The sequence below is a fragment of the Actinacidiphila sp. bgisy145 genome (assembly GCF_057708125.1).
The window spans coordinates 1-25,139 of sequence record NZ_JBYIRL010000063.1; the positions used below are offsets into that span (position 1 = coordinate 1).

Sequence of the window (25,139 nt, forward strand, 5' to 3'; positions counted from 1 at the left end):
CGTTCTGTGCGTCGTAGCGCTCCCGGATCTCCTGCTCACTCACGTCTTCCACCGGGCTTTCCAGAAGGCGCTGCGGATAGGTGCGGCCCAGTTCCTGAGAGGTTCGGGAGTTCTCGGACAGCTCCTTGGCAAGCCTTCGCGCCAGGTCCTGGGCGAACTCCTCCACCTTGGTCAGTGCCGGCCGGGACTTGGCGCGAGTGCCTGCGCGTTCCTCGACCGCGGACAGGCCCAGCAGCCGATGGGTGACGATGCTATGAACGGTGATCCCAGCCAGGAAGTCACCCAGTTCCGGCGGCATCTGCTCGAGCATCATGTTCGCAAAGACCTCAGGAGGTTCTGAGCTGAAGCGCCCCATGAGATCTTCCCGGGCTCTTCCGGACAACGAGCGGGCGGCCCTGTTCCAGCGGATACGAGCACGGTCATCGAGCATCTCAAAGTGGCCCAGGAGCGTGACGAGATTGCGTCAGGCGTTGTCAAGCTGCGGGGACCAGGACACCTGGTGCGGCAACGCCGGCCCCTGCAGGAAAAAGGCCAGATCACGGACGGAGAAAGCAGCATCCAGCTCCCGCATAAGCCGCTCCTCGGCAGTGGTCACCGGCGCCTCCTTGCGCACCTCCAGGACCGATCCGTCGTTGAAGTGCAGGACCAGGGCTGCGAACGGCAAGCGTGCGATCTTGACAATGTCCATCGGAGATGCGACAGCGGTGATGAGGTCGAGCAGCATCGTCTTCCCCACTCCGTTGGGGCCGTGAATGATCACGAACTCGTCATCTGCGGGGAAGCCGATGGTGTGATTGAACCTGCCCAGCAGATCGACGACCTCGACTCTCGTCAGTACGCGCACGCCGTCCGTCAACACCCGTCTCCTTACATCCACCGCGCCACCGCAGGCCGCACCGATGCTATCTCCGGCGCGGATCATCGAGCGGATAGCGCCGTCAGTACACCTGCCTCACGCTCCTCTCCCGAAGCCAGTACCCCCTCCGGCCAGGGGATCCCCGCAGTGCGGCAACTACCCCGCATTGCCACACCCGCGGGGTGGAGGGGTCGATCGCGAAGGCGAAGGGCCGACCGACCGAGTCATCCCCACGCCCGCAGGATGGAGTACGGGGGCACCGGCGCGCCGGCGAGGCCCCGGCCTGCAGTGACCGGCGCCACCGGCTCGTCCTGCGTGCCGGGCCTGCTCGATGACACTCGCGCAACAACCGCTCTCCCACTGGACGGGGCACAGATCGCCAGCGCGCCCGTTGCCCGGCCCCTTCAAAGTCGCGCTGGAGTACGAGGAGGGATGTGCGGGGCGGAGGGAACCGGTCCGGTCTGCCCGGGCGTACTCCCACTCATGAGCCATCAGGCCATCACCCCTGCGGGCGGTCCGGCGAGCCGCGGCACGTGGCCGCGCTTTGAGCTGCCGCCGCCCATGTTCTTGCTTCGCTCCCCGATATTCGCGGCCGTAGGAGCAATCACAGGATCGGCACTCACCCAACGAGCCTGGCAGAACTGCCCCCTGGGCAACGACGCACTGGGCAACTCTTACCTCGTGGTCGTCACGACCTTCGAAGTCTTCGTCGTCATGACCGTCATCCTGTTCCTGGCCCAGACCACCTTATGGGCCCTCGCCTTTCCCATGCCGGCACTGCGATGTCTGCAATGGCTGCTCCCCCTCGTGACCATCGTGATCCTCACCATCCTGTACCGGATCGGCATGCACTCCCCGAACATCCATCCCGACGGCAGTTGCTACGACGGCTACCCCTCCTTTCCCTTCGAACCGAAGAAAACGCCCCCCTGACAGCAAGGGCGCGAGAGTGGGCACGGTCGGCCGGTCCCGAGGGCGAGACGGAGTTGAGATGCTGCGTCGGCAGAAAGCAGCCGACCTTACAGGGCAGCAAGCTGACGAGGAGAGGGTGTGAGGGGTGGGGACACGGATCCCATTCCAGCCCCGAGCTGGCCGCCGGGGACCTTCCACACCCACCCCTCATAGCCGCGAGTCCCTCACGATCTCTGACCGGCCCACTCCTCAGCACCGTACCCCCAGCCGCTGACAACGGTGCGGCCGCGGTTGCCTGGGGCCGGGCGCCGTCGCTGCGAATGTCCGGTGGCGGTCGGCTTACGGTGCGGGCCGGGGTGATGGGTGGTCGGCAGGCTGGCGAGAGGGGGTTCTCGCTCGGGAGCTGTAGTGCCTGGTGCTTAGCTGGTGGCGGATCGTGCGCTGAGTCGGACGCGGAATGATGCCGGCGAGAGGACCAGGCGGGCTGAGCACGTGACGGGGTCGCCGGTCGGTGTCAGGTTCCATCGGCTCAGCAGGGATGCCAGGATCACGGTTGCTTCGGCCTCTCCGAACTCCTCGCCGATGCATTTGGTGGCGCCTGCGCCGAAGGGCAGGTAGGAGCCGCGTGCGGCGGGTGGGCCCGTGAGCCAGCGGTCCGGTTCGAAGCGGGCGGCATCGTGGTGGAAGTCCTCCCGGCGGTGCAGGAGATAGGGGCTGACCAGCACCATGCTGCCTGTTTCGAGCCAGTGGCCGCCCAGTGTGGTGTCGCGTGTGGCGGTTCGCAGCGTCAGCCAGCCTGGCGGGAACAGCCGCAGGGTCTCCTTCACGACCCGGCCGGTCAGCTCCAGCCGCGGCAGGTCGGCAAGGCCCGCTGTCCGCCCGCCGAGCACCGTGTCCGCTTCGGACTGTACCGCGGCACGGATGTCCGGGCGGCCCGACAGCAGGTGAATCGCCCACACCACGGCTGACGACGTCGTCTCCCCACCGGCCAGCAGCAGCACCGCGACCTGGTCGGAGAGTTCCTGGTGCGACAGGGCGCGGCCGTTCTCGTCGCGGGCGGCCAGCAGCCGTGACATCAGGTCGTCCTGCCCGGTGCCGGGCTCGGCGTAGCTCTCGATGAGCCGGCGGACCTGGGTCTGCCAGTCCGCGAGGGCCCGGGCGTAGCGGCGGTTGCGCGGGGTGGGCAGTCGGCCGAGGGCGGGGAGTGCTGCTTGGGAGGTGAGGCCGCTGAGGAAAATGTCGAGGGCGGTGCGTAGTTTCCGTGTCTGGTGTTCGTCGAGGTGGGAGGAGAACAGGGTGGCGAGTGCCACGTTGGTGGTGAGTTCGAACATGGCTTCGGTGAGGTCGAGGGTTTGGCCGTGGTGCCAGTCGGTGGTGGCCGTGGTCACCTGTTTGCGCATCACTTCGACGTAGCCGTTGAGGTGTTCGCGGCGGAAGGCGGGTTGCATGACCAGGCGCTGTCGGCGGTGGTCGTGGTAGCCGGCGGTGGCCAGGCCCGTGCCCATGGCCTGGCGTACCGTGTCGTAGACGGGCCCGGTGCGGTCGAAGCGGCGGAAGTCGGTGAGTACTTCGTGGGCGACGTCCGGGTGGCAGGCGACGAGTACGTGCCAGGGGCCGAGGCGGATCCGTGCGAGGTCTCCGTATGCCGGGAGGGATTCCAGGAATCGCAGGGGCTCTCGCCGTAGCCGTAGGAAGTGGCCGACCAGTGGGCGGTTTCCTGGTACTCGCGTGAACTGTGTTCCGCTCTTGCCCACTTCAGGCTCCGTTCCCGTTCGTGCCTCGCCCGCAGGCGCGTCCGTCCCCGGTCCCAGGTCGGCCACCGTGGTCGGGGCTCCTCCTACCGGCTCCGGCGACGACGGGGTGCCGTCACCCGGCATTGCTGCGACCGGAGCACCACCATGCCAGGAGGCGTAGATGCCTCGCCGTCACGGCGCGGCGGTGGCGGTACGGGCCGCAGCGGGCTTCCGGGACTGGTGGGGGGCGGCTGACTCACAGTTCTCAGGGGCCGCGCTTCGGAGCCGGCAGCAAGGAGACGGCGCCCCCCGCCCGAGGTCATCCCCACGCACGCAGGGTGGAGGGCACCGGACGCGGATACGGTCCCATGGCTGGCGAGTCATCCCCGCGCCCGCGGGGTGGGCTTACTGGCCTGCAATGCTAGCAGGGCTTTGCCATCGCTTTTCCTGAACACAGCCCCGCCCACCCGCTGACAGCTCGGCAACGACTGCCGACGGACACACGGGCCACATGGCTGGAACACCCACCTGGCCTCAACCTCCAGCAAGGCATCCGCTCTTCGGTCACGCACGACATTGGCAACCTCCCCACCAGCCGACTTCAGCCAGACCACCAGAGCCGTGAAACACCACCGCACGACCAATAAATACCGCCCACACCCTACGGCTGCCTCACCAGCACCAATCGCCTTGGACGGCCGACCTACGAGAGCAAAGCTGCAGGTCCGCTCACCCGTTCCCATTGGATTCCTCGTGGCAATGAGCCCTTTCCAACCTGGCAGCTGAGCAGGTCAGTTGGGCTGGCAGACAGGTGAAGCCCCTGGTAGATAGGTTTTCGACCAAGAAATCCGTCTCCACCAGGGGCTTCGTGTGCTTGTCTACCCGTCGGGCGTCGACGTGTCCAGCTCTGCCCTTCGCTTCTTGTCCGCCAGGCTCCGCCAGCACCGCCGGGAGCTCGGCACTCGGTGGAGGCGTCTGAGCCCGGGGCGGCAAGCTCTGCTCACCCTCGCCTACCTTCGCAGCGGCCATCCGTACGCCCAGCTCGCAGCCGGTTTCGGCATCGGGACCACGACGGCCTACCGGTACGTTGCCGAAGCCGTCGAGCTCCTGGCCACGCTCGCCCCGACTCTCGCGGAAGCGGCCCGGACGGCATCGACGAAGGCGTTCGTGCTGCTGGACGGGACCCTGTTGCCGATCGATCGTATCGCCGCGGACCGCCCCTTCTACTCCGGCAAGCACAAGAAGCACGGGATGAATGTGCAGGTCCTGGCCGATCCGTCCGGCCGGCTGCTGTGGGTGTCACCGGCTCTGCCCGGAGCCGTCCACGATGTCCGGGCCGCCCGTGAACACGGCATCATCGCCGCTCTTGCAAAGGCCGGCGTCACCTGCTGGGCCGACTAGGGCTACCGAGGTGCCGTGGGTACGGTCCGCGTCCCGTACTGGGGCCGATAGGAGAAGCTTTCCGCAGGTCAGAAGGCCGTCAACCGGTCCCACGCGAAGATCCGAGCCCTCGTCGAGCAGGCCATGGCGACCCTCAAGAACTGGCGCCTCCTGCGCAAACTCCGATGCTCCACCACCCGGATCACTAGCCTCGTCCAAGCCGTCCTCTGCCTGCATCTGGCCAGCTCAGACTGAGGATGGAAAACGCTCAATGTCCCGAGATTCATCGCCCAGCGTCAGATAAACCGCCAAATCGATGTCAGCGATACGGCTCAACCACTTCGTCGAAAGTGCAGTCAGATGCCCGATCCTCATAAATCCGGTTGTGACACCCAGCCGAGGGAACGTCGTGACAGTGGAGCGAGGACACGCACCCGGCAGACCGTATCCGCCAGACCCACGGCCTGCCGGACACACTCGCGCGCCGCCGCATGTCCCGGCACGTTCGGGGCTGCGCCACCCCCCGCCCCCGTCCCCGTCCCCGTCCCCTGGCCTGACCTGGGCGATGCCTCGATCGCATTCGGTGGTGCAGACGATGCGGCGGATCGAGAAGTCGGTTCTCCCATTCGGCCATGCCCTCAAGGACCACTCGTCGGTGACGGTGGAGACGGCCCGGCGGGAGACCTCGGCGCCATGGGCCTCGGCCAGGTGGACCTGGACCTCGCCGGCGGTCAGGCCCTTCGCGGCCGGCTCGACAACCATCCCGTCGACACCGGTCAGGCACTTCCGCCGCTTCGGTGACGATCTTCGGTTCGAAGGAGCCGCCCCGGTCGCAGGACACCGCGATCTCCACCAGCCCCACGTCGATCAGCACCGCCTTGGAACGCGTGCCGTGACGGGAGCTGCCGCCGCCCTTGCCCGCCCGATCGTACGGGCCCCGCCGGATCGTACGTGCGTAGCCGAGGTGGTCGGCGGTCTCACGTCTCACCTTCCAGGGCGGATTCCAGCAGCCGCTCGGTCGGCTCCTGCAACAGTCCGCCCTCGCCGGTCAGCTGCCAACCCTCGTCCAGGGCCCGGCCCACCAACGCGTCGACCAGCCGGCCGCCCACGGCCTTCGCCGACACAGCCGCTGCCCACTCGGCAGCGTCCTGCTCGGCCACGTTCTCACCGGTCATCCATGCAACCTCCATGATCAGGAGTCACACCGAACGATTCACCGTCCCGCTGCTGCGGACGACGACGGAGTTGAGGACGGCTCGGCCGGCACTCTGCGCTCGCTCAGCGGTCCGGCGTTGGCCCAGCGGTCAAGACAGGCCGGGGTCGCTCCGGTCGATCACCAGGTAGATCCGGTTGCGGGGGCGGGCATGACGCCGGTGGCCATCTGGGCGGGCGCCGGGCGGGGCAGACCCCCACACATGGTCAGTACCACCGTGAGGGACATCGCGGCCGCCGGCGCGGCAAGAGCACGTGAAGCGCGTAAGCCGCAGCCGGAAGACCAGCCCGTAGGCATGGAGCAGGACACGTCCACCCAAGGAGGTGCCGCGGTCCAGACGGCGCATCTCCATCTCGCCGTGGGAGAAGTCGGCGGCACCCGACTCGTTCGTACCGTCTTCCAAGGGCTTTGCGCAGATGCCGGTACGCGGCAGCGGCGTCTCGGGGCCCGGTGTGGCGGCAGGGCCGGCGGGCGGGGTCGGGGGGCGGGCTTCCGGGTTGCCAGCCTCAGGTCCGCATCCGGGACCGGCCGGGTAGCGGCAGCACTCGCCAGTGGTGTTCTTCGGCTGTGCTCCCCCGGCCGGTCCACCACCACACCCGCCAGGGCCAGGAGCCGGCGTACTCGGACCGAAGACCGAAAGACCGGCAAAGACCACGTCACCCCCGAAGCGGAACTGGTCGAGGTAGTAGGCCCGCTGAGACGGCACACGCACAGGCCCGTCCCGGCGAACGCACGGAGCACAGCCCCCACACCCACCAGGGCCAGGATCGCGGAACGTACGTCGTGGCCGGCCAGTAGTTCCTCGAAAGCAGGATGCCCTCGAAAGTCAGGAGGCTGAGCGGAAGCTGACGGCGACGGGCTGGGAGAGCACGGCGCCGCATGAGCGGACGCCGACGTATACGTGGATGCCGGCGCAGCGGACACCGAGAACGATCGCCACGTCCCTCCGCACGGCGTACAGCGACCAGCGGACTGCGGCGATGCGACGCCGCATCGGGGCCCGCAACACGGCGCGGCCCGAGCCCACCTGACCGCCGCAGAAGATCGCTACCCCCACGCGCCCGATGAGCTCCACCCCAGGAAAGAAGGCGTCCGCCGTGCAACACGGCTCCGACGAAAAGGACGTCCTGACCGAAAGCCACTTCGCAAAACCGCGCCTTCTCCCCGAAAACCACCGGGACGCACACCGCCATCCCGGCGAACGCGGCATACTCCAAGAAAGTCTCCCCGAACATCAGCGAGCGTGAGAAGAAGACGCCGCGTGGGAACACGGCATGGGAGACCGCCTGGGAGAACACGTCATGGGAGAACACCGCGTCCGCACCGACGAGCGCATCCTGGAACCAGGTCAGACCGAGAAACTCCGCATACTCGTCGAACAGGCAGTCGTCCGTGAAAAGGAGCGCACCAGAAACTCGCCTCGCCAGCGAACTCGACCGAGGCAAAGTCCGCAACGCCATGGATGCCGGCACACACGAAGAGAGACACTCCGAAGCGTGTAGCCGACGGCAGTCCCGAGCACCTCCCACAACTCCCCAGCGAACGAAACGCCACAGCAGTCCACAGGACCCCCAGCAGATACACGTCACGCCTCGCCGGAAAGCACGGCCGACACCAGCGACCAGATCCTCGACGGCAGCCCCCGCACGCCCACGCAGACACCACCCCCGGCCCCGACACCCCGCCACGACCACGACCACGACCACGACCGCGGCGGTGACACGCAGACACAGGACAGCGACGGGCCACAAGGCCGGCGGCGAGCACCAGGACGCCGGCGCGGCGGCCACGCACGGCCAGACAACAGGCAACAGCCGACAGGCGACACGGTCGAGGACCCGGTAGTGCGGACTGCGCCGAAGAAGCCGGCAAGGATGAGCGGCACACCGTCCAGCACAGCGACGAGCACCCCCAAAGCGCCGCTCAGGGGTCGGCCCCCGAGCACTCGACCCCTGAGCAGTCGCCCTTGCCCACGCCATCGTCACCTGTCAAAATGGTGATGTGAACCTGAGCCACGTCTTCGTCTGCGAACACCCCGCCCTGGACTTCGCCGCGACCCTGCGCGCCCGCCGGACCACACGCTTCGACATGTTCCCCACACCCGACCGACTCGACGCCTGGTACACCGAATCCGGCACCGTCGACGCAATCGCACCCAGCCAACAAGCCGACCTCGACCAAGCCATCACCCTACGAGAAGCCATCTACACCCTGATCACCGCACGCCGCAACGACCACACATACGAACCCGAAGCACTGGACCTGCTCAACACCACCGCACGCACCCCCTCAGCCGTCCCCCAGATCACCCCGGACGGACACCGCCACACAATCGCCACCCCCCAAGAAGCACTCTCCACCCTCGCCCGCCAAACCATCCAACTACTCACCGGACCAGACATCCCCCTACTCAAAGAATGCAGCAACCCCGAATGCACCCGCATCTACATCGACCACTCCCGCGGCAACCGCCGCCAATGGTGCGGCATGCAATCCTGCGGCAACAAAATCAAAGCCGCCAACTACCGCGCCCGCAAAAAAAACACACAACCACACCCCACACACAACACCCAACAAGCAAACCAGCAAACCAGCTTCACATAGCACCCGCACAACCCGAAACCGCCCCGCTCACCAAACTGAACAAGCCGATCACCGAAATCAACACCAGGGAAGACAAACCGATCCAGCACAATATCAACCACCCCACCAAAGCCGAGGAACTGACACTGATACCGGTTGTCACCGACGGCACCAAATAGGCTGCGAAAGAACCAAGTCGAAGCAGCCGGACAGTCACCAGAGAGGCGCTGCAGTTGTCACACCCGACCGATGGCCGGTGTTCTTTGTCACCAGGCCGCAGCGTGACGCGCGACGACCTCATAGGCATGATCGGCGAACAGACTCCAGCGTGCGGACCCGCACGCGACGCTTTGATCGCCGGGGGTGACTTCGTCGTCTGGGAGGGCCTGACCCCCGCCAATCAGCACGCGGGTGTCTTCCGGCGTCGGCTGCACCGCTCCGAGCAGCGTGGCCACGTGTTCGAGGGCCTTGCCGCCTCCGTCGAGATCTTCCAGCAGGCCGGGGACGAGCTCCTCCGTGCCGGCTGCATTGAACCGGTGGACAAATCGCCGGTGTTCATGATCTTTCTGGACTCCACAGCGACAGCAGTGGTGGCCTGCTACCGCATGCACCGGCCCACCACCACACAAACGACGGCAGACGCCCCCGAGTGACAGCAAACGCGCCTTTGTGGCAACTATCGCGCTTCGGCCCACGTGCCCAGGTTCACCGCCTTCTTCGCACGCTGCCGGACACGAGGCTGCCAGTCGCGGCGGACTTCGCGCTCCAGACGAGCCGCCAGATCCTTACGGGGGCGGGGCAGGGTGCCCTTGAGGTAGCGCTCCACCGTACGCTGAGTAACCCCGAGGCGAGCCGCGACAGCCGCCGTAGAACCCCCCTCCACCTTGACCAGGAAACGCATCCGGGCCCGCGCCGACTTCGGGATGGGGCGGGTCGCGGTATTCACCACCGCAGGCTGAAGCGCATCACCAAGCCCTGACGCTGATGGTCGGGCGCACCGTCATGGCCTGGTCGTACGAGGGCGTCGAGTACGAGGCGGCCTGATCCGGGGGCGGATGTTAATGCTCCCTAGCCACTGGACGGGCGCTGATGTAGCCTGACGCCGACTCAGCTCCCGCATGCCCCGGCGCGTGCCGGCGGCACGGGCCGGATGTCTCGGAGTGGGGCCATGGCCGAGTTCGCCACGATCCGCTACGGCGTCGCGTCGCACGTCGCCACGGTCACGCTCGACCGGCCGGAGGCGCGCAACGGCTTCACCGTGCGGATGGCCGAGGAGTTGGCGGCCGCGCTGCGCGCCGCGGACGCCGACGACGGCGTACGGGCCGTGGTGCTGTCCGGGGCCGGCCGCAGCTTCTGCGTGGGCGCCGACCTTACGGCAGGCGACGACGGCGAGCGGGCGTTCGGGGCGAAGGCGGACCGGGCGGCCGAGGCCGCCGTGGCGGCCGGCACCTACCTGGAACCCGCGGGCGTGGTGACCTCGGTGATGTACCGGATGGACAAGCCGGTCATCGCCGCGGTCCACGGCGCCGCGGCCGGGGCGGGGGCCACCATGCTGCTCCCGGCCGACTTCCGGCTCGCCGCCGAGGGCACCAAGTTCGCGTTCCCCTTCACCCGCCGGGGTGTCGTGCCCGAGGGCGCCTCGGCGTGGTGGCTGCCGCGGATCGTCGGCCTGACCCGGGCGATGGACTGGCTGATCTCCGGCCGTACGTTCCTCGCCGACGAGGCGCTGACCGCCGGACTGCTCACCTCCGTGCACCCCGCGGACGAACTGACCGCGGCCGCCCACGCGCTGGCGGCCGAACTGGCCCGCGAGGTGGCGCCGCTGTCGGTGGCGCTGACCCGGCGCCTGGTCTACCGGCTCGCCTGGGCCGACAGCCCCGAACCCGTCCACCGAGCCGACTCCCGGCTGGTCCACGAGACCGTACGCGGCCCCGACGCCGCCGAGGGTGTGGCCTCCTACTTCGAACAGCGCGCACCGCACTTCCCGACGGCCGTCCCCGGCGGCCTGCCGGCGTACGCCGCCGCGCCGGAAGGAGCGCGGCGCCCTTCACGCAGGAGCCAGGAGTGACATGAAACGACACGCGTGGCTGGAGCGCATCGAAACCCTCGACCCCGAGACGGACTTCGCCGAGATCTACCGGATCAGCGGCCAGCACGAGTTCCCCTGGGACACCAGCCAGTCGCTCTCATTCGCCCTCTACCGCACCTACGCGGTACCCGCCATCGGCAACCTCCTCGCCGAGACCGGCGAGTTCACCCGGCGCGCCCAGAAGCGCTACGACGACACCGTCCTCATCCTCGAAGCGGCGCTGGAGCACGGCTTCGACGCGCCGCAGGGGCGCGAGGCCATCCGCCGGATGAACCGGATGCACCGGCGCTACGACATCGCCGACGACGACTTCCGCTACGTGCTCGCCACCTTCGTCGTCGTGCCCAGACGGTGGGTGGACGCCTACGGCTGGCGGCCGTACTGCCCGCACGAGGTCCGCGCCACCGTCAACTACTACCGCGAACTGGGCCGCCGCATGGGCCTGCGGGACATCCCGGCGACGTACGAGGAGTTCGAGGAGCTGCTCGACGCCTACGAGCGCGCGCACTTCGCGTTCACGCCGGGCGGCCGCGCGGTGTCCGACGCGACGCTGGACCTCATGCGGACCTGGTACCCGAAGGTCCTCGCGCGGCAGGTGCGCCTGTCGTCGATCTGCCTGCTCGACGATCCGCTGCGGGAGGCGTTCGGCTATCCCCGGCCGCCGGCGGCCTTGCAGAAGGCGGTACGGGCCGGGATGCGCCTGCGCGGCCGGGTGGTACGGCACCTGCCGCCGCGCCGCACCCCGAGCCTGGCCCGCAACGGACGGCGGGTCCGGTCGTATCCGGACGGCTTCCGGATCGGCGAACTCGGCACGTTCGCCCCCGGGGAGCGGCAGCACGGCTGCCCGGTGCCCCGCGAACGGACCGGCGAGGCGACCGGGTCGCCATGAGCCGGGACACCGTGAGCCGGGACGCCGTGAGCCGGGGCGCCGGCTTCTCCTGATGTGCCGTCAGATGACCGCTCACGCCCGGAGCATCGGCGCGAGGTAGCGGCGGGCGAAGGCGCGGGCGGCCTCGTCGTCGGCCAACTCCACGCAGGAGGTGGGGTTCAGCAGGAACGACATCACCACCCGCACCATGATCTCGGCCGCCGGCGCCGGGTCGCCGCCGCTGATCCCCGCCTCGCGCTGGAAGCGGGTGAAGCTGCGCGTGAGGTACTCGCGCATGGCGACCAGCGCCGGCCCGCCGTCCACGGTCAGGGCCGGCAGGACCAGTTCGGGTTCGCTGCGCAGCAGGCCGCCGATCAGGGGGTGCGACTGCACATGGCGCAGCGCCACGAGGAAGCCCTCGACGATCCGCTCCTCCATCGTCGGCACCACCCTGACCACCGGGTCCAGGACCGCCAGGAAGCGCTGGTACTCGCGGTAGAGGGTGGCGGCGACCAGCACGTCGCGGTTCTGGAAGTGCCGGTAGACCGTCACCCGGGTCAGCCCCGCGCGCTTGGCGATGTCGTCGACGGAGGTGCGGCGCAGCCCGAAGGCGATGAACTGGTCGAGCGCGGAGTCCAGAATCCGTTCGGCGGTCGGGTCGTCGGGCGGCGGACGGCCGTCACCGAACAGGGCCGCGAAGGCGCCGGACGCGGGGCTTGCCGCGCCGGGAGGCTCGGGAGCGATGCCGACCACCACCTGGGAGATACAAGATTCCGATATGTGCATCATGATAACCGGGCGGTGGCCGGTGCCGGCCGGGGTCGGCCACGATGTCCGGGGTGCGCAGGGCGGGTCCGGCAACGCAGGCGGCGCTCACGCCCGGGGGCGGCTTCGCGGGCTTCGGCCGTCGGCGTACAGGGCGTCGAGTTCTTCGGCGTACCGCCGGACGAGTACGCGCCGCACGAGTTTCAGCGAGGGCGTCAGCTCGCCCGACTCCGGGCTCCACTCGCGGTGCAGCAGCAGGTACTTCTTGACCTGCTCGCTCCGGTTGAGGGTGGCGTTGGCGGTCCGCACGGCCGCGGCCACCTCGGCGGCCACCTGCGGGTGGGCGGCCAGTTCGGCGGGGGTGCCGGCGATGTGGCGGGCGGCCGCCCACGCGGAGGCGGCCTCGGCGTCCAGGACGAGCAGCGCGACGAGGTAGGGGCGGCCGTCGCCGTGGGCCATCGCCTGGCCGATCAGCGGGTGGGCCTTGAGGGCGTTCTCCACCAGGGCCGGGGAGACGTTCTTGCCCTGCGAGGTGATGATGAGTTCCTTCTTGCGGTCGGTCAGCCACAGGAAGCCGTCGTCGTCCAGCCGTCCGACGTCGCCGGTGGCGAACCACGCGTCGGCGTCCGCGACCGGGTCGAGGCCGCCGTCGGCCCGGACGTAGCCGCTGGTCACGAAGGCGCCGCGGACCAGGATCTCGCCGTCGGCGGCGAGCTTGACCTCGATCCCGTCGGTCGCCCTGCCGACCGATCCTGCGCGGAAGGCGCCGGGCCGGTTGGTGGTGGCCACCCCCATCGTCTCGGTCAGGCCCCAGGCGTCCATGATCCGGATGCCGAAGCCGGCCCAGAACTCCCGTACGGACGGCGGCAGGGGCGCGGACGCGCTGGAGGCGTGCTCGACCCGGTCCAGTCCGCCCAGCGCCAGGACCGGGGCGAGGACCTCCTCGCGGGCCGCACGGTAGGCGGCGGCCAGTTCCTCGCCGGGCTGCTCCCCGCGCTCGGCCTGCTCCTGGTAGCGCACGGCGACCGCGCCGGCCGCGGCGACCGCCTCGCGCCGGTCCCGCGGCGCCTGCTCCAGGGCGGTGCGCACCGCGGCGGCCAGCTTCTCCCAGATCCGCGGGACGCCGAAGAACTGCACGGGGTGCACGTCGCGCAGTACCGCGCCCAACTGGGCGGGGTCCGGGCACAGGTAGACGTGTCCGGCGCGGAAGAGCGGCAGGTAGATGCCGAGCATGCGCTCGGCGATGTGGGCGAAGGGCAGGTAGCACACGTGCGCGACGTGGTCGGGCAGGTCGGTCGCGCCGTCCAGGGCGAGCGCGTTGGCCAGCACGGCGCGGTGCGTGATCGCCACGCCCTTGGGGTCGCCGGTGGTGCCGGAGGTGTAGACGACGGTGAGCAGGTCCGTGGCCCGGGCGGCGCGCCAGGCCGCCTCCACCGCGGCGACGTCTCCCCCGGTGCGTTCGAGGTGGGCGATGCGGGGGAAGGGCGTGCCGGGCCGGACGGTGAACAGCCGGCTCACCCGGGAACCGGTGTCGGCCAGGACCGCCTCCCAGCGCGCGGCCTCCTCCGGTCCGTCCAGGAGCGCGATCCCGGCGCCGCTGTGCCGGGCGATGTGGCGGATCTGGTCCGGGGAGGCGGTGTTGTAGACGCTGACGGGGACGGCGCCGAGGTGGACCAGCGCCAGGTCGCACAGCCAGTGCTCGGGGATGTCGGGCATCATCATCAGGACCTTGTCCGCGCGGTGCACGCCCAGGCCCGCCAGCGCCGCGGCCAGGCGCAGCACCCGGGTGCGGACCTGGGCCCAGGTCAGGGTGGTCCACCGGGGGGCCTGGTCGGCGTGCCAGGACAGCGCGGGCAGGTCGGGGTGGTCGGCGGCGTTGCGGTGCAGCAGCGCGGGCACGGTGACGTCGGCCGGATCGGCGGGCAGTCGCAGGATCGTGGTCAACACTGACCTCTTCTCGACGGGGAGAGCGGAAGGTGCGTCCTGGAGGCGGTTGAGCGGCTCGGGTCTTCAGCAGTCCGGCTGGTCGGCGGTCCGACTGGTCGGCGGTTCAGCGGTCCGGCTGGTCGGCGGTCCGGCCGTTCGGCGGTTCAACGGTCCGGCTGGTCGGCGGTCCGACTGGTCGGCTGGTCGGCTGGTCGGCGGTCCGACTGGTCGGCGGTCCGGCGGTCCGGCGGTCCGGGCCGGGGCGCCCGCGGGGCCGGGCAGCCGCCCGACCCTGGCGGCGATACAGACTATGTATCGGTGTACCACCCGTCAACGGCCCGGCACAGGGCTCCGGTTGGGGCGCGGCCGGCTGCGGTGCGGCATGATCGGAGGGTGGAGGATGTCGACATGAGCACCGGCAGGCGGCCGGCGGCGACCGCCCGCGGTACCGCGCGGCGGCGCAAGCTGACCGACGCCGCCGGCGCCCTGTTCGCCCGCGACGGCTACCACAACGTCACCGTCTGGGACATCGCGGCCGCCGCCGGGGTGTCCGGGCCGGCGATCTACCGCCACTTCGCGGGCAAGCCGGCGATCCTGGCCGAGCTGATGCGGGCCGGGTTCGACGAGATCGACGCGATCCGCACCGCGGCGCTCGCCGAGTTGGCGTCGGCGCAGCCGGCCGAGCGGCTGGAGGCGGCGGTCCGGGCGCTGGCCGCCTGGGTCGTCCGGCACCCGGAGTTCGGGGTGCTGTGGCGGCGGGAGTTCCGGCACCTGGCGCCGGCGGACGCCGCGGAGATGGCCGAGCGGATGAGCGCGGGTCCGGTCGAGATGATCGGCGAGCTGCGCCGTGCCCGGCCGGAACTGACCGCCGACGACGCCCGGTTGGTCGCCTGGGCGGCGCTGAGCGTGCTGGGCAGCGTCTCCGACCACCGCATCCGCCCGCCGCGGCCGGAGCTGGAGCGCCTGACGGCCGCCATGGCCGTCGATGTGCTGCGGGTCGCACTGCCGGCGCCCGGCCGCCCGGCAGCAGCCGCCGGTGCGCACGGGGAGACGGACGCCGGTGGGCACGGGGAAGCGGACGCCGGTGCGCACGGGGAAGCGGCCGCCGGTGCGCACGGGGAAGCGGACGCCGGTGCGCACGGGGAGGCGGACGGCGGCGGCCCGGCGCCGTCCTCGCGGCGCGAGATGCTGATCGCTCAGGCGGTGCGCCTGTTCTGGGAGTTCGGCTACCACGGCGTCACCATGGAGGACATCGGCGCCGCCTGCGGAATCGCGGGCCCGAGCGTGTACAAGCACTTCGACGGCAAGGCCGATGTGCTGCGCGCCGCCGTCCGCCGGCTCAGCGAGCGCCTGCTCGGCACGGTCGACGGGCTCAGTCCCGTCCCGGCCGAGCCCGAACGGGCCGCCGGGCGGGTGGCGTTGCTGGTGGAGCGGTATGTCGCGGCCGTCGTCGCCGACCGGGGCCTGGTCGCGACCTTCCAGGCCGAGGCGCACAACCTGCCCGACCGCGACCGGGCCGAGGCGCGGCGGATGGTCGGCACGTACGCGCGGCACTGGGAGGAGGCGGTGGCGGCGGCCCTGCCGGACCGGACCGGGGCGGAGATCAGGATGCGCATCTACGCGACCTTCGCCGTCATCAACGACTCGGTGCGCACCCGCAGTCTGGCCGAACAGGCCGATGTCGCCGCGAAGTTGCAGGCCGCCGCGCTGGCCGCCCTGGATGTTAACCGCACCTAGCCTCATGACGAGGCGGGACATCATCTGACGATGTCTTGACGGGGAGTGGTGCGGGCCGCGATTGTTAATGGTGATTAGCCAACTCGGCCGATGCGGTGCCGAGGTGCGGCCGCATGCCCGCCCGAGTGCCCGCCGCAGGCCCCGCATCCGCCCGCCGGCCGGCGGCCGCCGGTTTCCGGCCGCCGCCGGTCCGTCGATCGCCGACCCCCTCCAGCAGCCGGGAAGGACAGTGCGCCATGGCGAACGCGTACATCTACGACGCGATCCGCACCCCGCGCGGGCGCGGCAAGCAGAACGGCACGCTGCACAGCGTGAAACCGATCTCCCTGGTCGTCGGCCTGATGCAGGAGATCCAGCGCCGCAACCCGGGCCTGGACCCCCGCGACATCGAGGACGTGGTGCTCGGGGTGGTCTCCGCGACCGGTGAGCAGGGCGCGGACATCGCCAAGACCGCCGCGATCGCCGCGGGCCTGCCGGACACCACCGCGGGCCTCCAGCTCAACCGGTTCTGCGCCTCGGGCCTGGAAGCGGTGAACACCGCCGCGCAGAAGGTCGCCTCGGGCGCCGAGGACCTGCTGCTGGCCGGCGGTGTGGAGTCGATGTCGCGGGTGCCGATGGGCTCCGACGGCGGCGCGATGTTCCAGGACCCGCTCACCGGCTACGACACGTACTTCGTGCCGCAGGGCATCGGCGCGGACCTGATCGCCACCATGGAGAGCTACTCGCGCACCCGCGTCGACGAGTTCGCGGTGCGCTCGCAGGAACGGGCCGCCCACGCCCGATCCAGCGGCTACTTCAAGAAGTCGGTCGTCCCGGTGCTCGACCCGAACGGCCTGACCGTCCTGGACCACGACGAGTTCATCCGGCCGGGCACCACCGTGGAGGCCCTGGCCGCCCTCAAACCGTCCTTCGCCGCCCTCGGCGCGGACGCCGGCTTCGACGCGGTGGCGCTCCAGAAGTACCACTGGGTGGAGCGGATCGACCACGTCCACCACGCCGGGAACTCCTCCGGCATCGTCGACGGGGCCGCGCTGCTGCTGATCGGCAGCCGGCAGGCGGGCCAGAGGGCCGGGCTGCGCCCGCGCGCCCGGGTGCTGGCCACCGCCGTCTGCGGCGCCGATCCCACGCTCATGCTGACCGGCCCGGCCCCGGCCAGCCGCAAGGCGCTGGCGAGGGCCCGCCTCACGGTGGCCGACCTGGACCTGGTGGAGATCAACGAGGCCTTCGCCGCCGTCGCACTGCGCTTCATGCAGGACCTGGAACTGCCCCTGGACAAAGTCAACGTCAACGGCGGCGCGATCGCGCTGGGCCATCCGCTGGGCGCCACCGGCGCGATGCTGGTCGGCACCGTCCTCGACGAACTCGAGCGCCGCGACCTGCACTACGGGCTGGTCACGCTGTGCGTGGGCGGGGGCATGGGCATCGCCACCGTCGTCGAGCGCCTCTGACAGCGCGCCCCGGCCGCCCCTGCCCCACCCCGCACTTCCTCCTTCACAGAAACGGGTTCATCCGTGAGCGACGAGTACTTCGGCTGGGACCTGGGCGCCGACGGCGTCCTGCTGCTGACCATGGACGCCCCCGGCCGGTCCGCCAACACCCTGAACGCCGCGTTCCTCAGCGCCTTCGCGCAACTGCTGGACCGGCTGGAGGCCGAGCAGGACACCTACCGGGGCGTGGTCGTGACCTCCGCGAAGAAGACCTTCTTCGCCGGCAGCGACCTGGGCGAGCTGATCGCCCTCCGGCCCGCCGACGCCGCGGCCGCCATGACGTCCAACCTCGCCCTGAAGCGGAACCTGCGCCGCCTGGAGACACTGGGCCGCCCGGTGGCCGCCGCGATCAACGGCGCCGCGCTCGGCGCCGGCCTGGAGATCGCCCTGGCCTGCCACCACCGGATCGCCCTCGACACGGCCGGCACCCGGATCGGCCTGCCCGAGGTCACGCTCGGGCTGCTGCCCGGCGGCGGCGGAGTGGTGCGGACCGTGCGGCTGCTCGGCGTCACCGACGCGCTGACCAACGTCCTGCTCCACGGGCAGCGCCACGACCCGGCGACCGCCCTCGGGCACGGACTCGTCGACGAACTCGCCGACTCCCCCGCACAGGTGCTCACCGCGGCACGCGCCTGGGTGCTGGCGCACCCGCACGCGGCGCAGCCCTGGGACACCGCCGGCTACCGCATGCCGGGCGGCTCACCGAGCAGCCCGGCACTGGCCGCGCAGCTACCGGTGTTCCCGGCGGCGCTGCGCCAGCGGCTGAAGGGCGCACCCTACCCGGCACCGCGCGCCATCATGGCCGCGGCGGTGGAGGGCGCGCGCGTCGACATCGACAGCGCCATGCTGGTCGAGGCCCGCTACTTCGTCGAGGTGGCCACCGGGCAGATCGCGAAGAACATGACGCAGGCGTTCTTCTTCGACATGCAGCAGATCGGCAGCGGCGCGTCGCGCCCGCCCGGATACGCGCCCTGGCGGGCGGAACGGGTCGCCGTGCTCGGCGCAGGGATGATGGGCGCGGGCATCGCGTACGTGTGCGCGCTCGCCGGGATCGAAGTGGTCCTCAAAGACATCACGATCGAGGCCGCCGCCCGGGGCAAGGCCTACTCGGCAGGCCTGCTGGACAAGGCCGTCACCCGGGGCCGCACGACCCGCGAGGCCGCCGACGCGGTCCTGGCCCGTATCCGCCCGACCGGCGACGCCGCCGACACCACGGGCGCGGACCTCGTCATCGAGGCGGTATTCGAGTCCCCGAAGCTCAAGGCGAAGGTCTTCGGGGAAATCGAGGAACTCCTCGCCCCCAGCGCGCTACTGGGATCGAACACCTCCACCCTGCCGATCACCGGCCTGGCCGAGGCCGTGCACGCGCAGGAGAACTTCATCGGCCTGCACTTCTTCTCGCCGGTGGACCGGATGCCGCTGCTGGAGATCATCGCCGGGGCGAAGACCTCCGACGCGGCGATCGCCAGAGCCTTCGACCTCGCCCAGCAGATCGGGAAGACCCCGATCATCATCAACGACAGCCGCGGCTTCTTCACCTCCCGCGTCATCAGCCGGTACCTGGACGAGGCCATGGCCATGATCGGCGAGGGCGCCGCGCCAGCGTCGGTCGAACAGGCAGGGTCGCAGGCCGGCTACCCAGCCGCGCCACTCCAACTAATAGACGAACTGACCCTGACCCTGCCACGCAGAATCCAGCAAGAAACGAAGACGGCCGTGCTGACGGCAGGCAGCACATGGGACACCCACGGCTCCGAGGCAGTCCTCAACCGGATGATCGACGAATTCGGGCGCACCGGCCGCTCCACCAGCGCCGGGTTCTACACATACACCAACGACCGACGGACCCACCTATGGCCCGGACTGACCACCGCCTTCAACACCACAGACACCACAGGCACCACAGGCACCACAGGCACTGAGGGCGCTGCGGCCACTGGGGGCACTGCGGGCGCTGCGGCCACTGGGGGCACTGCGGGCGCTGCGGGCACCGCAGGCACTGCGGGCACTGCGGGCACCGCGGGCACTGCGGGCACCGCCATCCCATTCGAGGACATGAAGGAGCGCATGCTGTTCGCCGAGGCACTCGAGGCAGTGCGCTGCCTAGACGAGGGCGTGCTGCGCTCCGTCGCCGAAGCCAACATCGGATCGCTGCTAGGCATCGGCTTCCCACCCTGGACCGGCGGCGTCCTGCAGTACATCAACGGCTACGAGGGGGGCATAGCCGGATTCACAACCCGCGCACGGGAATTGCACGCCCGCTACGGCACCGTCTTCACCGTCCCGAACTCACTGGCAGCGAAAGCCCAACGCGGCGAACGCTACGAGTAACCAACCCATCCACGCACCACAGCGACGGACCGCGGGCGGGACGGCAGCGGGCCGAGGCGACGGGCCAAGGCGGCCGACCCGCAGCAGCGGGCAGGGCAACCGGGCCGCGGCGGCGGGCGGCAAACCCCGTGCGACCAGGGCAGGCAGGACAACCGATCGGCATACGGCAAACCCGGTACGGCGAAGGCAGGCAAGCCGACCCAGTCGGCATACGGCAAACCCGGCGCGGCGAGGGCAGGGCAGCCAGCGGCGGCCCGGTACGGCGAAGGCAGGCAAGCCGCCCCGATCGGCATACGGCAAGCCCGGTACGGGGGCGGGGCAGCCGGGCCGGTCAGCCTGCGGCGGGCCTGGCGGGCCCCGGTGCGGGGGGGCGGCGTTGTGATTGACTTGGGCCATGCCCTTGTCCGCGCTGGTCTCCGCCCGGGTGTGCCGGTGAGCGCCGAGCCGGCCGCGGCCGCCCGGCCGCGCAACCGCAGGCAGCTCATCGTGGAGGCCGCCGGCCGGGTCTTCAGCGAACGCGGCTACCACGCGGCCTCGATGGAGGAGATCGCCGCCGGTGTGGGCATCACCGCGGCCGCGCTGTACCGGCACTTCCCGAACAAGTACACGCTCTTCGCGGAGTGCGCAGGAGGGCTGGCGGACGGGCTCGTCGCGGCGCTGGCAGCGGTCCCGGACGAGGCGGGCCTCGCGGAGGTGCTGACCGCGCTGGCCCGGGTGACGGTGGCGCACCGGGCCTCGGGCGGGGTGTACCGGTGGGAGGCGCGGTATCTGGCCGGCGAGGACCGGCGGCGGCTGCGGGCGAAGTTCGACGCCGTCGTCCGCCGGGTCGCCGGGGCGGTGCGGCGCGACCGGCCGCTGCCGGACGAGCAGCTGCGGGCGGTGGCGGCACTGGGCGTGATCGGCTCGGTGACCACGCACCGCACCCCGATCGCCCAACGCCGGTTGGAGGACGCGCTGGTGCACTCCGCGCTCGGCGCGGCGCGCACCGATCCGCGCGCGGCCGTCGCGGGTGCGCGGCCGGTCAGCCTGCCGGTGCAGCCGGTGCCGCGCACCCGGCGCGCGGAGATCCTGGCGGCCGCGGTGCCGCTGTTCGCGCGGGACGGGTTCGCGGGCGTCTCCAACGGGCAGATCGGCCAGGCGGCGGGGCTCGCCCCGTCCGCGCTCTACCGCCACTACCCGGGCAAGGTCGACATCCTGGTGGCGGCGTGCCTCCAGGCGGCGGAGCTGCTGGCGCAGGCGGTCAACCACAACCTGCACGGTGTTCGCGAGCCGCGCGCGGCGGTGGCGGTGCTGGCGGCGACGTATGTGGCGTACAGCTTCGAGAACACCGAGCTGACCCGGGTCGCCGAGGCGGAGGTCCGCGGTCTGCCGGACGACGTGCGGGAGCCGGTGATCCTCGCGCAGCACGAGCACATCGCGGTGTGGGAGCGGCAGTTGCGGTCGGCGCGGCCGGAACTGGACCCGCGGCAGGCCCGGTTGCTGGTGCACGCGGGCCTGGGGGTGGTGGTCGAGGTGGGGCGGCTGCTGCGGTGGCGGGACACCCCGGAGCACCGGTCGGCGGTGACCGCGCTGGTGGTGGGCGCGCTGGGCGTGTGAGGCGGCGGGGGTGCAGCGGCCGGGGGTGAAGCGGCGAGCGCCCCGCGGCCGGGTGGCCCCTGGCCGCGGGGCGCCGCCTTCACGGCCTTGCGTGCTGCGGCGAGCGGCTCAGGACGGCCGGTTCGCCGACGGCAGCACGATCGGCGTCTGGGTCGCCGAGGTGCCGTTGTTGAGGAAGAGCATCGCGACGCCGCGGATGAACTGGTCGAACAGGTAGTAGTTCACCGGCGGGACGCCCGCGGTGCCCTCGCGGAAGGCGACGTACAGCGGCCAGCCGATCTCGATGATGCCGCGGGAGACCAGGTCGTGCGGCAGCTTGAGCCAGTTGGCGTAGGTGTCGCCGATGAGGTAGCGGACCATCTCGCTGACGAAGCCGGTGTCGACGCCGAGGACGGGCGTCTCGACGTATCCGAGCAGGGTGGACGCCAGGCTGTTGCCCTCGGTGGTGGCGGCGAGGTCGGGCCAGAGCATCTGCTCGGCCTGGGCGACGGCGTCGGACCAGGCCGCGGGGATGAACTGGTCCTGCACGCCGAGCAGGCTGAGGGCCACCTGCCAGGCGTGCAGGTCGGCGTTCTGCTCGGCGGTGGACAGCTTGATGTTCCACTTGGCCAGGTTCAGGTGGGTGAAGGTGCCGGTGGAGTGGAAGGTGCGCAGGATGTCGCCGTTGCTGATGGGCGAGGGCTGGTCGGCGCTCGCCGCGAACTGCGGTGAGGTCGGCAGCAGGTTGCGTACGGTGGCGTGCACCAGGCGGGTCTTGTTCGCGGTGACGACGAAGTGGCCGTCCGGGCTCCATGCGTCGGCGGCGGCCATGTCGTAGCCGAAGGTGAAGGTCTTGGCGGCGCGGGCCTTCATGTCGGCGCCGCCGGCGGACCAGTAGACCGCGCGGGCCTCGCGCGGGATGACGGTGCTGAGGATGCCGCTGCCGAGGCTCAGTGACAGGAACAGGTACAGGCTGATCCGCTTGTAGAGCTCCTCGGACGCGGCGAGCAGGGTCGGGTCGGCCCACGAGGGGACCTTGTTGACGCCCTGCAGGTAGGACGTGACGTAGCTCGGCATGCCGGACGGCAGTGCGTCGCTGTTGTCGACCCACTTCTGCCAGGCGGTGTTGACCGAGGCGGTCGCGCCGTCGGCCAGGATCTGGGCCGCCACCTGGTCCGCGGCGGGGTCCCACACGGTGAACGGGTCGGTGACCGTGTCGGTCTTGGCGATCGAGCCGGCGGACGACCACGACCACGCTCGGGGGACGTTGAGGCCCACGGCGGCCAGGCCCATGGCGGCACCGACTGAGAGCATGCGCCTTCTACTGAGATTCTCCATTTACTTACCAACCTCCAGGCAGCCAGGCAGTGCCTTGAACCGTGGCCGGTTAGCCGCTGACTCGGACGGAACCAGCGCACTTCAAGGTTGTCCGACGACGCGATTTTCGATTAACATAGCGAGCTGTGTCGGGGACGGCAAGATGTGTTTCGACGCTGTTTCCCGCAGTGGCGCGACGCACCGCCGCCCCACCGGTCCGGTACCTCGAGGAGCCCGCATGAGTACGGAACAGGACCAGGTGGCCCCAGCGCCTGCGGACCGGGCGGCGCCCGGCGCGCGCCCCGCGTGGGTCGGCGACGAGCTGATCGCCCGGTGGACGGGGTGGATCTGCCGGGACGGCGCGCGGCCCGGACGGAAGGCGGAGACCTGCGCGCCGGCCCTCGCGCCGTACGACCTGGCGCCGACCGCCGCCGTCCCCGCGTGCGATCCGCAGGACGTCGCGGCCGCCGTCACCGGGGCCCGGGCCGCACAGCACACGTGGGCGGCCACTTCCCCGCGCCGCCGCCGCGGCCTGCTGCTCGCCTTCCACGACCTGCTGCTGGCACGGCAGGAGGAGGTGCTGGACCTGATCCAGTGGGAGACCGGCAAGGCGCGGCTGCACGCCTGGCAGGAGGTCGCCCAGGTCGCGGCGATCGCCCGGCACTACGCGCGGCGCGGCGCGCGCTACCTGGCGCCGCGCCGGGTACGGGGGATGGTCCCCGGCCTGACCCGGGTCGTGGAGGCGCGAGTGCCCAAGGGGGTCGTCGGCATCGTCTCCCCCTGGAACTACCCGCTCTACCTCGGGGTCGGCGACGTGCTGCCCGCGCTGTGCGCGGGCAACGCGGTGGTCTCCAAGGCCGACGAGCAGACCGCGCTGACGATGCTGTGGACGCGCGCGCTGATGGCCGAGGCGGGTCTGCCGGCCGGTCTGTGGCAGGTCGTCACCGGCGACGGGCCCGTGGTCGGCTCGGCGCTGGTCGACCGCGCCGACTTCGTCTGCTTCACCGGTTCGACCGCGACCGGCCGCGTGGTCGCCGAGCGCGCGGCACGCCGGCTGGTCGGCGCCTCGCTGGAACTGGGCGGCAAGAACCCGCTGATCGTGCGCGCCGACGCCGACCTCGCCGCCGCGGCGGCCGGCACCGTCGCGTCCGCCTTCGCCAACAGCGGCCAGATGTGCATCCACACCGAGCGCGTCTATGTGGACGCCTGCGTCCACGCCGCCTTCCGCGACCTGCTGGTGGCGGCGACGCGCGCGCTGCGGCTGGGCCAGGGCTACGACTACGGCGCCGATCTGGGGCCGCTGGTCTCCGCGGCGCAGCTGGCGTCCGTCACCGCCCACGTCGAGGAGGCCGTCGCCAAGGGCGCGACCGTCCTGACCGGCGGGCGGGCCCGGCCCGACGTCGGACCGCTCGCCTACGAGCCCACCGTCCTGGAGGGGGTCACACCCGCGATGGCCGTGTGCGCCGAGGAGACGTTCGGCCCCGTGCTGTCGCTGTACTCCTACGCCACCGACGCCGAGGCGGTGGAGCTGGCCAACCAGGGCGACTACGGGCTGTCGGCGTCGATCTGGTCCAGGGACACCCGCGCGGCCCGGCGGATGGCGCGGCTGGTGCGGTGCGGCGCGGTCAACATCAACGACGGCGCCGCCGCGGCGGCCGGCAGCATCGAGGCCGGCATGGGCGGCATGCGCGACAGCGGCGCCGGCCGGCGCCACGGCGCCGAGGGCATCCGCAAGTTCACCGACGGCCAGACGCTCGCCGAGCAGCGCCTGATGCCGCTCGGCCCGCCGCCGGGCAAGCCGGTGGCGGACTTCGTGCGCCGCACCAACGGCCGGCTCGCGCTGCTGCGCCGGCTGGGCGCGCGGTGAGCGGCGCCGAGCGCGCCGTCCGCGCACGCTGGCTCGCGCTGCGCGCCGCCACCGGTCCGATCCGGCCGCGGGAGCTGGACGCGCTGTGGGCGCGGCTCGCGGTGGTGCGGGCCGAGGCGGTGCTCGGCGCGTGGCGGGGCTTCGTCTTCCCCACCGGCCACCCGGTGGAGGGCGTGCTGGAGCGCAGCGGCTGGCACGGCAAGCACTTCCTGGCGCTGGACGACGCCAAGCCGCTGATCTGCCGGGCCGGCGACGGCAGCCTGTACTCCGACACGGCCGGCGGCCGCGGCGAGGCCAGCTTGTGGAACGTGGAGTTCCGCGGCGAGGTGACCGCCACGATGGTCTACGACGGCATGCCGGTGCTCGACCACTTCAAGCAGCTCGACGAGGGCACCTTGATGGGTGTGATGAACGGCAAGCGGGCCGGGGCGCCCGCCGACGGGCGGCTGCTGTACTTCGGGCTGGAACGCGAGTGACACGCCCGGGCCTTCACCCCTCCG

The 25,139-nt window shown here is 71.1% G+C and carries 17 protein-coding genes and 3 pseudogenes; 12 read left to right on the forward strand and 8 right to left on the reverse strand.

Translation table 11 applies throughout. The features are described from left to right. On the reverse strand, positions 1-313 hold a 313-nt coding region (locus AC3ERT_RS34585; RefSeq protein WP_435178971.1), incomplete at its 3' end, for a hypothetical protein. A gap of 150 nt (positions 314-463) precedes the next feature. After that, positions 464-856 (reverse strand): hypothetical protein, encoded by a 393-nt coding sequence (locus AC3ERT_RS34590; protein WP_435178973.1) that lies wholly within the window; start codon positions 854-856, stop codon positions 464-466. Between the two features lie 483 nt (positions 857-1,339). Between AC3ERT_RS34590 and AC3ERT_RS34595 the strand changes: the two genes are divergently transcribed. After that, positions 1,340-1,789 (forward strand): hypothetical protein, encoded by a 450-nt coding sequence (locus AC3ERT_RS34595; protein WP_435178975.1) that lies wholly within the window; start codon positions 1,340-1,342, stop codon positions 1,787-1,789. A gap of 398 nt (positions 1,790-2,187) precedes the next feature. Here the strand turns inward: AC3ERT_RS34595 and AC3ERT_RS34600 are convergent, their stop codons facing one another. Continuing rightward, on the reverse strand, positions 2,188-3,645 hold the full coding sequence (locus AC3ERT_RS34600; RefSeq protein WP_488180754.1) for a cytochrome P450: 1,458 nt from the start codon (positions 3,643-3,645) through the stop codon (positions 2,188-2,190). A gap of 726 nt (positions 3,646-4,371) precedes the next feature. Here AC3ERT_RS34600 and AC3ERT_RS34605 point away from each other — a divergent pair. Beyond that, positions 4,372-5,136 (forward strand): annotated as a pseudogene (locus AC3ERT_RS34605) (IS5 family transposase). A 346-nt stretch (positions 5,137-5,482) separates the two neighbouring features. Here the strand turns inward: AC3ERT_RS34605 and AC3ERT_RS34610 are convergent. Beyond that, positions 5,483-6,056, reverse strand: a pseudogene (locus tag AC3ERT_RS34610) (transposase); the annotation flags it as partial. A gap of 2,039 nt (positions 6,057-8,095) precedes the next feature. Here AC3ERT_RS34610 and AC3ERT_RS34615 point away from each other — a divergent pair. Together AC3ERT_RS34615 and AC3ERT_RS34620 are read left to right on the forward strand one after the other, a co-directional pair. Continuing rightward, positions 8,096-8,698 (forward strand): CGNR zinc finger domain-containing protein, encoded by a 603-nt coding sequence (locus AC3ERT_RS34615; RefSeq protein ID WP_435178979.1) that lies wholly within the window; start codon positions 8,096-8,098, stop codon positions 8,696-8,698. A 260-nt stretch (positions 8,699-8,958) separates the two neighbouring features. Continuing rightward, entirely contained in the window at positions 8,959-9,330 is a 372-nt protein-coding gene (locus AC3ERT_RS34620; RefSeq protein WP_435178981.1) for a hypothetical protein, read from the forward strand. 23 nt (positions 9,331-9,353) lie between these two features. Here AC3ERT_RS34620 and tpg read toward each other — a convergent pair. Next, a pseudogene (gene tpg, locus AC3ERT_RS34625) lies at positions 9,354-9,638 on the reverse strand (telomere-protecting terminal protein Tpg); the annotation flags it as partial. A gap of 207 nt (positions 9,639-9,845) precedes the next feature. Between tpg and AC3ERT_RS34630 the strand changes: the two are divergent. After that, positions 9,846-10,745 carry an enoyl-CoA hydratase-related protein gene (locus tag AC3ERT_RS34630; RefSeq protein ID WP_435178983.1) on the forward strand — a complete coding sequence of 300 codons (900 nt, stop codon included), beginning with the start codon at positions 9,846-9,848 and terminating at the stop codon, positions 10,743-10,745. A 1-nt stretch (position 10,746) separates the two neighbouring features. Continuing rightward, positions 10,747-11,655, forward strand: a complete 909-nt coding sequence (locus tag AC3ERT_RS34635) for an oxygenase MpaB family protein (protein WP_435178985.1) — start codon at positions 10,747-10,749, stop codon at positions 11,653-11,655. Positions 11,656-11,727: 72 nt separating this feature from the next. Here AC3ERT_RS34635 and AC3ERT_RS34640 read toward each other — a convergent pair whose 3' ends face one another. Together AC3ERT_RS34640 and AC3ERT_RS34645 are read right to left on the reverse strand one after the other, a co-directional pair. Beyond that, positions 11,728-12,324, reverse strand: coding sequence for a TetR/AcrR family transcriptional regulator (locus AC3ERT_RS34640; protein WP_435179017.1), 597 nt, complete (start codon positions 12,322-12,324; stop codon positions 11,728-11,730). A 183-nt stretch (positions 12,325-12,507) separates the two neighbouring features. Continuing rightward, the gene (locus tag AC3ERT_RS34645) at positions 12,508-14,343 is read right to left on the reverse strand and encodes an AMP-dependent synthetase/ligase (protein WP_435179019.1); all 1,836 of its coding nucleotides are present in this window, start codon (positions 14,341-14,343) and stop codon (positions 12,508-12,510) included. Positions 14,344-14,733: 390 nt separating this feature from the next. On the opposite strand from AC3ERT_RS34645, the gene AC3ERT_RS34650 reads away from it, so the two are divergent. From AC3ERT_RS34650 to AC3ERT_RS34665, 4 genes are all read left to right on the forward strand, one after another. Beyond that, positions 14,734-16,062 carry a TetR/AcrR family transcriptional regulator gene (locus AC3ERT_RS34650; RefSeq protein ID WP_435178987.1) on the forward strand — a complete coding sequence of 443 codons (1,329 nt, stop codon included), beginning with the start codon at positions 14,734-14,736 and terminating at the stop codon, positions 16,060-16,062. Positions 16,063-16,298: 236 nt separating this feature from the next. After that, positions 16,299-17,510 carry an acetyl-CoA C-acetyltransferase gene (locus tag AC3ERT_RS34655; protein WP_435178989.1) on the forward strand — a complete coding sequence of 404 codons (1,212 nt, stop codon included), beginning with the start codon at positions 16,299-16,301 and terminating at the stop codon, positions 17,508-17,510. Between the two features lie 63 nt (positions 17,511-17,573). Beyond that, positions 17,574-19,880 (forward strand): 3-hydroxyacyl-CoA dehydrogenase NAD-binding domain-containing protein, encoded by a 2,307-nt coding sequence (locus AC3ERT_RS34660; protein WP_435178991.1) that lies wholly within the window; start codon positions 17,574-17,576, stop codon positions 19,878-19,880. Positions 19,881-20,312: 432 nt separating this feature from the next. After that, positions 20,313-21,476: a TetR/AcrR family transcriptional regulator gene (locus tag AC3ERT_RS34665; protein WP_435178993.1), complete on the forward strand. Its 1,164-nt coding sequence runs from the start codon at positions 20,313-20,315 to the stop codon at positions 21,474-21,476. A gap of 108 nt (positions 21,477-21,584) precedes the next feature. Here the strand turns inward: AC3ERT_RS34665 and AC3ERT_RS34670 are convergent, their stop codons facing one another. Then, positions 21,585-22,769, reverse strand: coding sequence for an oxygenase MpaB family protein (locus AC3ERT_RS34670; RefSeq protein ID WP_435178995.1), 1,185 nt, complete (start codon positions 22,767-22,769; stop codon positions 21,585-21,587). A gap of 241 nt (positions 22,770-23,010) precedes the next feature. On the opposite strand from AC3ERT_RS34670, the gene AC3ERT_RS34675 reads away from it, so the two are divergent. After that, positions 23,011-24,639 (forward strand): succinic semialdehyde dehydrogenase, encoded by a 1,629-nt coding sequence (locus tag AC3ERT_RS34675; protein WP_435178997.1) that lies wholly within the window; start codon positions 23,011-23,013, stop codon positions 24,637-24,639. Continuing rightward, positions 24,636-25,115 carry a DUF4334 domain-containing protein gene (locus tag AC3ERT_RS34680; RefSeq protein ID WP_435178999.1) on the forward strand — a complete coding sequence of 160 codons (480 nt, stop codon included), beginning with the start codon at positions 24,636-24,638 and terminating at the stop codon, positions 25,113-25,115. The genes AC3ERT_RS34675 and AC3ERT_RS34680 overlap by 4 nt, the downstream gene beginning before the upstream one ends. Positions 25,116-25,139 lie beyond the last annotated feature (24 nt).